At 71.8% G+C, this 7,789-nt stretch carries 9 protein-coding genes; 5 read left to right on the top strand and 4 right to left on the bottom strand.

From position 1 onward, the window contains the following. Positions 1–159: 159 nt before the first annotated feature. A complete protein-coding gene (locus AAHZ94_RS24195) occupies positions 160–468 on the bottom strand; it encodes a hypothetical protein (RefSeq protein WP_349995184.1) in 309 nt (102 codons plus the stop codon). Between the two features lie 236 nt (positions 469–704). On the opposite strand from AAHZ94_RS24195, the gene AAHZ94_RS24190 reads away from it, so the two are divergent. Next, positions 705–1,217 (top strand): DUF1203 domain-containing protein, encoded by a 513-nt coding sequence (locus AAHZ94_RS24190; protein WP_349995183.1) that lies wholly within the window; start codon positions 705–707, stop codon positions 1,215–1,217. Between the two features lie 91 nt (positions 1,218–1,308). Here AAHZ94_RS24190 and AAHZ94_RS24185 read toward each other — a convergent pair whose 3' ends face one another. The 3 genes from AAHZ94_RS24185 to AAHZ94_RS24175 all read right to left on the bottom strand — a co-directional run bounded on the left by AAHZ94_RS24185 (position 1,309) and on the right by AAHZ94_RS24175 (position 4,036). Beyond that, positions 1,309–1,863, bottom strand: coding sequence for a glycoside hydrolase family 25 protein (locus tag AAHZ94_RS24185; protein ID WP_349995181.1), 555 nt, complete (start codon positions 1,861–1,863; stop codon positions 1,309–1,311). A 198-nt stretch (positions 1,864–2,061) separates the two neighbouring features. Next, positions 2,062–3,006 (bottom strand): LysR family transcriptional regulator, encoded by a 945-nt coding sequence (locus AAHZ94_RS24180; protein ID WP_349995179.1) that lies wholly within the window; start codon positions 3,004–3,006, stop codon positions 2,062–2,064. Continuing rightward, entirely contained in the window at positions 2,996–4,036 is a 1,041-nt protein-coding gene (locus tag AAHZ94_RS24175; RefSeq protein ID WP_349995177.1) for a LysR family transcriptional regulator, read from the bottom strand. The genes AAHZ94_RS24180 and AAHZ94_RS24175 overlap by 11 nt, the downstream gene beginning before the upstream one ends. A 352-nt stretch (positions 4,037–4,388) precedes the next feature. On the opposite strand from AAHZ94_RS24175, the gene AAHZ94_RS24170 reads away from it, so the two are divergent. The 4 genes from AAHZ94_RS24170 (at position 4,389) to AAHZ94_RS24155 (ending at position 7,379) form a co-directional block, all read left to right on the top strand. After that, on the top strand, positions 4,389–5,099 hold the full coding sequence (locus AAHZ94_RS24170) for a tRNA-dependent cyclodipeptide synthase (protein ID WP_349995175.1): 711 nt from the start codon (positions 4,389–4,391) through the stop codon (positions 5,097–5,099). Continuing rightward, positions 5,096–6,445 carry a purine-cytosine permease family protein gene (locus AAHZ94_RS24165; RefSeq protein ID WP_349995173.1) on the top strand — a complete coding sequence of 450 codons (1,350 nt, stop codon included), beginning with the start codon at positions 5,096–5,098 and terminating at the stop codon, positions 6,443–6,445. Before AAHZ94_RS24170 ends, AAHZ94_RS24165 begins: the two co-directional genes overlap by 4 nt. Position 6,446: 1 nt before the next feature. Further along, positions 6,447–6,800, top strand: coding sequence for a rhodanese-like domain-containing protein (locus AAHZ94_RS24160; RefSeq protein WP_349995171.1), 354 nt, complete (start codon positions 6,447–6,449; stop codon positions 6,798–6,800). Between the two features lie 138 nt (positions 6,801–6,938). Next, on the top strand, positions 6,939–7,379 hold the full coding sequence (locus tag AAHZ94_RS24155; RefSeq protein WP_349995169.1) for a thioredoxin family protein: 441 nt from the start codon (positions 6,939–6,941) through the stop codon (positions 7,377–7,379). Positions 7,380–7,789 lie beyond the last annotated feature (410 nt).

Genomic DNA, 7,789 nt, shown 5'->3' with positions numbered 1-7,789 from the left:
CCCCGGCCCGGCCGCGAACCACCCGGGCCCCCGCAGGGCCGGCGCCGAGCGCGCCGCCCGCGCGGGGGCCCGGCCCGTTGGACCCCGCACCGCCGGTGGCCCGCACGGCCGCGGGCCCGTACCGCCGTGGCCGTGGTGTCGCGGTGGCGCCGCGGTGGGTCAACGGCCGCCGCGCCGTTGGACGCTGGCCCGCCGGCGGCGGTCGTTGCACAGCAGACAGCGGCCCCAGCCCGGGGGCAGCGGGTCGTCCTTGTCGCCGTACAGCGGGTCGACGGCGCCGCGCGGGTGCTCCGAACAGCCCGTCCCGCCGTGCTCGGCGCCGAGCGCACCGGCCGCGGCCAGCGCACGCCGCAGCGCGTCGGTGAGCTGATGCGTCTCCAGGGCGGACGGCTCGGACCCCAGCGAGAAGGCGATGTCGGATGCCGTGGTGAGCGCGCTCTGGAGTTCGCGTACGTCTGCGTAACTCATGCCATGAGCCTAAGCGCTCCCTCTGACAATGCCGCTGACCTGGTGTTCCTCGGTTCGCTCGGGCTTCGCCCCGCGGGGCCTGGCGGTCTGGCCAGCGGCGCGAAGGTACGGTGGCACGGCGGCGTGGCCCTGGGCCGGGCGCACCACCGGCGGGGGCGCCGACGCGGGTCCGGCGCCCCGAATGCGACGTCGCATTACCGCCAGCATCGGCGGCCTCCGCCGCGCAGCCTGAGCGCATGACGACTGTGACGCACCAGCCGCTCGCCATCGCCCCGCACGTACTCGACGGGCTCCGGGTACGCGACGACGCCGGCGCCGTCCCCGTGCCCTACGTACACGACCTGGACGGCGCGCCGCTGCGCTGCTGCCTGCGCCGGAGCCGGGCGGGCGAGCGGATCGCCCTCGTCTCCTACGCCCCGCTGCGCCGGTGGGCGGCGGCGGCCGGCGTCGATGCGGGGGCCTACGACGAGACGGGTCCGGTCTTCATCCACACCGGCCGGTGCACGGGCCCGAAGGGGGTGCCCGGCTCCCCGTTCGCCGAGGCCGGAGCCCTGCGCGCGTTCCGCGGCTACAGCGGCGGTGGCGCGATCGCCGGCGGCGCCGTGGTGCGGGTGCCGGACGACCCGGACCGCGCGCGGACCCTCGTGGACCAGGCCCTGCGCACGGCGTTCGCCGACCCGGACGTCGCCTTCGTACACGTACGGGCGGCGGACTACGGCTGCTTCCTGTACGAGGTGCGCAGGCCCTGAACACGGGACCTGAACACGGGCCGGGCCGGGGCCGCCTGACCGGCCGCCGCGCCGGGGGCACGGGCCCGCCCGGCCCGCACCGCACCGCGCGCTAGGACGTGGCCCAGGTGCGCAGCGCCTCCTTGCTGGCGAAGTCCGCCACGTTCTGGTCGATCGGGTGCTCGGTGTGCTGGTGGATGCGCCACTTGGCCTTGATGCGGGGTTTGCCGGCCGCCACGTAGTCCGCTATCCACAGGCCGTCGCCGGCGTAGGACGTGGTGTCGTGGTTGAGCCAGAAGGTGCGGTTGCAGTAGAGCAGCACGCGGTGGGTCGGGCGCAGCCGCTTGACCTCGCGGAGGAACGTGTCCTTCTCCGCGTTGCTGGCGCGCGTGCCGTTGCCGGTGTTCTCCCAGTCGACGGCGAGCAGGTCGCCCTCCTTGGACGCGCACTCGCGCACGAAGTACTGGGCCTGGTCGGCCAGGTTGCCCGGCCACAGGAAGTGGTAGAAGCCGACCACACAGCCGGCCTTGCGGGCTCGGCTGGCCTGCGCCGACTGCTTGGGGTTGACGTACGAGCGGCCCTCCGTCGCCTTGACGAAGACGAAGGAGAGCCCTTCGGTGCTGAAGTCGGTCGACTGGTGCGAACTGACGTCGATTCCGCGCAACATGGAGATGCCTCCCGGGACGAGGGACAGGGAACAGGGGGAAGCGGGCGGAAGACCGGCGCCGTGGGGACGCCGGGTGCGGGATGCGGGTGCGGGGTGGGGAACGTGGGGGATCGAATGCCTGCTTGCTGTCCTTGTTCCCGATAACGGATGGTGTGGAACCGGCTACGCGGCGCCAATGGCGGTGCGCCCGGCGCGGGCTCAGTCGCTGAGCGGCGACGGGTACGCGCGGCGCAGACGCTCCGCCAGGTCGGTCCCGTACGGGGCGAGTCGGCCCGTACGCGGCCAGGCGAGCAGCAGCGTATAGCGGGCCGCCGGGTCCGCGAGCGGCAGGAAGGCGATGCCTGGCAGCGGCGCCGGCGTCGGGAAGGCCGCGAACGCCGCACGCGAAGCGCAGGCCAGCGCCGAGGCCGCCGCCTCATCGGCGGCGCACGACAACCGCAGGGCGGCGCCGGTGCGTTCGATGGCCGCCCCGAAGCGCCGGCGCAGCGTGTGGTTGCGCGAGTCGACCAGGACGCAGGTGCCCGCCGGCAGGTCGCGCAGGGCCGCGGAGCCCCGCCCGGCCAGCGGATGGCGGTCGCCGATGCCGACGAGCAGCCCCTCGCGCGCGATGACCGCGCTCGCCACGCCGGCCGGCAACGGTTCGTCCTGCCCGGGGAAGTGGCGTACGACGACGGCTTCGAGCTCCTGGCCGACCAACAGGTCGAGCAGGGCGCTACTGGAGTCGTCGGTGTGGATGCCGAGCGCGGTGCCGGGCAGCAGCGTGCACAGGGCGCCGGCGAGCGCGGGCAGCACGGGGTGGCCGACGGAGCCGATGCGTACCGCGTCCCCGCGCGCGGGGCGGGCCGGTTGCTCGGTGACCTGGCGGGCGCGCTGCTCGGTGGCCTCCCGGGCGGCGGCGTCCAGGAGCCAGTCGATCAGCGGCAGCAGCGTCTCGGCGCCGCTGAGCACCAGGTGCCCCGCGTCGGTGGGCGTGGTGCCGCGGGGCGCGCGCCGGAACAGCGCGACGCCGGTGCCGCGCTCGATGCGCTGGAGTTGGCGGCTGATGTTCCCCTGGTTGGTGCCGAGCGCCCGGGCCGCGCCGGCCAGGCTGCCCGCCTCGGCGATGGCGCGCAGGATGCGCAGGTCATGAATTTCAAGGGTCATGACAAGCAGACGTTCCTGAGGGGGTGGGGGAGGGGCGCGCGGCGGTGGGGGCGCGGCCTTCGGCGGCGGGGGGGCGGCGCCGCCCGATCGGCGTGGTGGGCACGGCGGCGATGCGGTCGGCGGCGCTGCGCTCGCGCGTCAACTCCTCGTGCGCCGCGGACAGCAGCCCGGCGAGCGCGGGTAGCAGCCCGGCGGCCGGGTTGCCGGGCAGCGCGGCGAGCCAGTGCCGCATGCGCGAGGGCAGGTCGACGACCTTGCGGTGCACGGTGCCCGCGGCGACCGGGCGGATCTGCTGGGTGAGGGCCACACAGCCGCGGTGCCGGATCACGTCGCAGCGCGGGCCGGAGACCGGCATGTCGTAGGTGATCTTGGGCTGGAAGCCGTACGGCCCGCACAGCCGGCGCAGCGCGTCCTGGCAGCCGTCGGGGCCGAGGACGGAGATCCACTCCTCGCCCGCGAGGTCGGCCATGTGCAGGGCCGGAGCGTGGGCCAGTGGATGGCCGGCGGCGAGCGCGATGAGTACCGGGGTCTCGGCCACCAGCGCGGTCAACAGGCCGTCGGTAGCGGGGAGTTGGGACCTGCTGTCCATGCTGAACAGGCCGATGTCCACCTCGCCCGCGCGCAGCAGCGCATCGAGTTCGCAGGCGGACTCGACGGTCATGACGCGGAGCCTGCCGTCCGGGCGCACCTGCCACAGGCAGCCGAGGAGCGCCTCGGAGAGCGGGCCGGCGTCCCAGCCGACGCGCAGGGTGCGCCGCTGGCGCTGCTGGTGGGCGCTGAGTTGTGCGTCCAGATCGGCGAAGCGCTGGATGATCGCCTCGGCGTGGTGCAGCACGCTGGCGCCCAGCGGCGTGAGGCGCACGCCGCAGGTGCCGCGCTGGAAGAGCGCGCCGCCGAGCAGGGTCTCAAGACGCCGGATCTGCCGGCTCAGCGCGGGCTGCGGCAATCCGAGCTCGGCCGCTGCTTTGTTGAGGGACCCGGCGTTCGCAACGGCACAGAGATTGCGTAAATGGCGAAGCTGCAACTCCATGGCCAAGAAGGTAAGCCTCGCCGGTCCTGAACACCAGGGTCGGGAAGGGAATTACCGGCCCCGGGCTTTGTGTGGGCGCGCCTTCAAGGGGGCGGCGGGAGGCGGGCGTTTGCACCGTTTGCCGGTCGGTCGCGGCCTCACCTGTGGCCCCGTCGCGAATTCTGGTCCGTACCTTTTTGCGCTACGCGCGGAGCCTTTACCGGGCCGCCGGGTATGCGTGTGCGGCATAGCCCGCTGACACTACCCGGGCATTCGAGGGGGCGTGAAGATCCTGCTGGCGGTCTCATCCCAGAACGGCCCGACCGTGGCCGTGCCAGGAGTTGGCCATACGAGTCGTTGGCGAGGTCGAGAAATGTTCAACTCTGAACCACTCACGGAGCGGTGCGGCAGTCTGCTGTCGACCGCATCGCACGTGTGCATCGGGGTCAGCCCCTTCAATAGCTATTTCAGCACGGAGCGGCTGACCGCACTGGCGCAATGGGCGTTAACGCGCTTCGAACGGTGCCATTTCTTCATCCCGGACACCGTCGCCGCGTACACCCTGGAGGCGCTCGGCTACCCCCAGGCCCGGGCCCGCCGCAAGGCCGCACGGCAGGGCCAGTACGTCCACAACAAGGTGGCGACCGCGCTGCGCGCCCTGGACGTGGACCAGCCGCAGCGGCTGGTCCTGGGCATGGCGCAGTTGGCGGAACGGCCGCGCTACGGCGAACTGTTGGCGCAGGCGCAGGAGCTGTTCGCCGCCGACGCCGCCTTCCGGGGCGCCTGTCTGGACGCCACGCACTGGGTGCTCGACCGCAAGCTGCCGCCCGGCAGCACCCCGGACGCCGAACAGTTGCAACACGCCGTCCGGTACTTCCTGGCCGAACTCCCGTTGTTTGCCGACTCCGGTGGGATATGCGGGGCCGGGCCCTCGTTCTTCGTCTACCACCAACGGGTCGCATTCCTGGAGGAATTCTATTCGGGACGCCTCTCCTGGGCGCCGGCTCCGGGGCAGGGGTTTCTCGTCGTACAGCAAGAGGAATCGCAGGCGGCCGGCGCTGGAGCGCTCGGGGTGCGACCATGAAGAAAGCCGAAGAAGATCGGCTCGACGATTACGCGCTGACCCGCGTGCCGGACGAGGCCCGACATTCCTGGGTATCGGTCGCCGTGCAACGCTTCGGGCAGGTCTCCTCGTTCCAACAGTTCCTGCTCGGCGCGGTGCTCGGATTCGGCATGGACTTCACCGATGCGGTGATCGCCATCACCGTGGGCTCGGTCATGTTGGAAGTCATCACCATTCTCCTCGGCATTGCGGGAGTAAGGGAAGGGCTTTCGGTTTCGATGCTCGCCCGCTGGTCCGGATTCGGCCGCAAGGGATCGGCGCTGGTCGGTCTGCTCATCGCCTTTAGTCTGGCCGGCTGGTTCGGTGTGCAAAACGGGGTCTTCGCGCAGGGCATGCACGACCTGTCCAGCGGAACCCCGGAATGGGCGTGGGCACTGATCGGCGGGGTCGTCATCACCGCCATCACCGTCTACGGGTTCACCATCATGGCCTGGACCGCCTATCTGACCGTGCCCGCATTCCTCATCCTGGCCGGCTACTCGGTCGTGGACGCCCTCTCCGACCACGCCATCGGCGACCTGCTGAGCTCCCCGCCGCCGGGGCCCGCGCTCTCCCTCGCCGAGGGCACCACGCTGGTCTCCGGCGCCTTCATCCTGGGCGCGCTGATGACGCCGGACATGACGCGGTTCAACCGCCGCCCGTCCGACGTGGTCAAACAGACGCTGATCAGCGTCACGCTGGGGGAATACCTGATCGGGCTGACCGCGGTGCTGCTCGCGCACGCCGCGCAGAGCTCCGACATCGTCGGCATCATCACCTCCTCGTCGGGGGTGCTGGGCACGCTGGTGCTGGCCACCGCGATCTTGAAGATCAACGACTGGAACCTGTACTCCTCCTCGCTCGGCCTGGTGAACTCCATCGACGTGCTCTTCGGCCGGCGGGTCAGCCGGCGGGTGGTCACCGTGGTCATCGGCGCCGGCGGCACGGCCCTGTCGGCCGTGGGCATCGTGGACGACTTCACCGACTTCCTGGAAACCATCGGCGTCCTGGCACCGCCGGTGGCCGGCGTCATCATCGCCGAGTACTTCCTGGTCCGACGCTTCCGCACGGAACTCGACCGGGCCCGCGCGAGCGGCACGCTGCCCGCCGGCGGCGCCGACTGGATGCCGCTCTCCCTCGTCTGCTGGGCGAGTGGCGCACTGGTCGGCGAATACGTGGACGCCGGAATCCCGGCCATCAATTCGGTGGTCACCGCCCTGGTCCTGTACGCGGTCGTCGGAAAGCTCGTCGCGGCCCGGCGCACGCCCCCCATCGGGAATACCCGGTCGCCCCTGACCGAGGTCAACATGACGCAATCCGGAGGCTGATGTGCTGCCACTGATCACAAGGGAACAGCTCCGTAAGGAAATTGCGGCCAACGCGGTCATCGTGATCGACACCATGCCGGCCGACTACTACGAGCGGGAACACCTGCCCGGCGCGATCAACATCCCCGGATTCCCGTACGAGGAAGCCGCCCGATTCACCGCCGAACTCGCCCCGCGGCTCCTGCCCGACCAGGGCGTACCCCTCGTCGTCTACTGCGCCAACGTGCCCTGTCGCAACAGCGAACTGGTGGGCGCCCGACTCATCGAGCTCGGCTACCCCAACGTGCGCAAGTACCGCGAAGGAATAGAGGACTGGGTCAGGGGCGAACTGCCGACGGAGTCGGCCGCCGCCTGATCCCGGGCGCCGGTGACCGTACCCCCGGGCCACCGGAGCCGCACCACCAGCAAGGAAGCACAACCGCAAAACCAACCGTAAACACAACCGCAAACACACGGCATTTCACGCCATCCGATTAATCGAGAGGTGACACCGATGTTCCGTAGAACCATGGTCACGGCGGCTGCGGTGGCCGCACTGCTGGGCGGCGCCGCACTGCCGGCAGTCGCGTCCCCCACCCCCTCCACGGCCAGCTCCCGGGTCGCGGCCGAACCGTCCGTCGTCGATGTGACGGCGGCCAACTTCAGCCAGGTCATGGAGATGTCCAAGACCCGCCCCGTGGTGCTCAACTTCACCGCGTCCTGGTGCCACTGGTGCCAGAAGATGAAGCCCTACCTCCAGCAGTACAACACCGCGGACAACGGCACCTGGGTCTGGGCGCGGGTCGATGCGGACGCCAACCGGGCGATCATGCAGAAGTACGGCGTACGGGGCATCCCCACGCTGATCAACATCCGCAACGGGCAGGAGGCCGGCAGCCGGATGGTCGGCTACGACGGGCCGCAGGCGCTCCGTACCTGGCTGAACAACCTGTAGCCGGCGCGACCTGTAGCCGGCGCGACCTGTGACGGCGCGACCTGTGACGGCGCGGCCGACCGGCGTGCTTGACGGTCGGCGTGCTTGACGGTCGGCCCAGGCCGGCCGGTGTGCCCGCGGGTCGGGGCCGGCCGGTGTGCCGGCGAGTGTCGGTGTGGGCCGGCGTAGGACAGCCGGTCTGCCGGCGAGCGTCGGCGTAGGACGGCCGGCGCGCCGGACCGGGCTCCCTCCCTGACCGCCGCCCGGCGCGCCGTGCCCCGCGTACCACCCCCATCCCCCCATCCATGGCCTGAGACCGCCAATCCAGGCCCGACGAGGCCAGGTCCGCTCCGGCGGGCCCGGCCCCACCACGGCCCGGGACCGCGCGCCCCACACGTGCGGCCCCGGGCACCCGGCGCCGGGCCCCGCCC

Source organism: Streptomyces sp. HSW2009 (genome assembly GCF_040240285.1).
Classification (GTDB): domain Bacteria; phylum Actinomycetota; class Actinomycetes; order Streptomycetales; family Streptomycetaceae; genus Streptomyces.
Note: the sequence above shows the minus strand (reverse complement) of the source record. Positions and strands in the feature narration are given on the sequence as shown.

Excerpts from the sequence above, each read along its gene's own strand:
- AAHZ94_RS24195 (WP_349995184.1), bottom strand. The coding sequence starts at position 468 with ATGAGTTACGCAGACGTACGCGAACTCCAGAGCGCGCTCACCACGGCA.
- AAHZ94_RS24190 (WP_349995183.1), top strand. The coding sequence starts at position 705 with ATGACGACTGTGACGCACCAGCCGCTCGCCATCGCCCCGCACGTACTC.
- AAHZ94_RS24185 (WP_349995181.1), bottom strand. The coding sequence starts at position 1,863 with ATGTTGCGCGGAATCGACGTCAGTTCGCACCAGTCGACCGACTTCAGC.
- AAHZ94_RS24180 (WP_349995179.1), bottom strand. The coding sequence starts at position 3,006 with ATGACCCTTGAAATTCATGACCTGCGCATCCTGCGCGCCATCGCCGAG.
- AAHZ94_RS24175 (WP_349995177.1), bottom strand. The coding sequence starts at position 4,036 with ATGGAGTTGCAGCTTCGCCATTTACGCAATCTCTGTGCCGTTGCGAAC.
- AAHZ94_RS24170 (WP_349995175.1), top strand. The coding sequence starts at position 4,389 with ATGTTCAACTCTGAACCACTCACGGAGCGGTGCGGCAGTCTGCTGTCG.
- AAHZ94_RS24165 (WP_349995173.1), top strand. The coding sequence starts at position 5,096 with ATGAAGAAAGCCGAAGAAGATCGGCTCGACGATTACGCGCTGACCCGC.
- AAHZ94_RS24155 (WP_349995169.1), top strand. The coding sequence starts at position 6,939 with ATGTTCCGTAGAACCATGGTCACGGCGGCTGCGGTGGCCGCACTGCTG.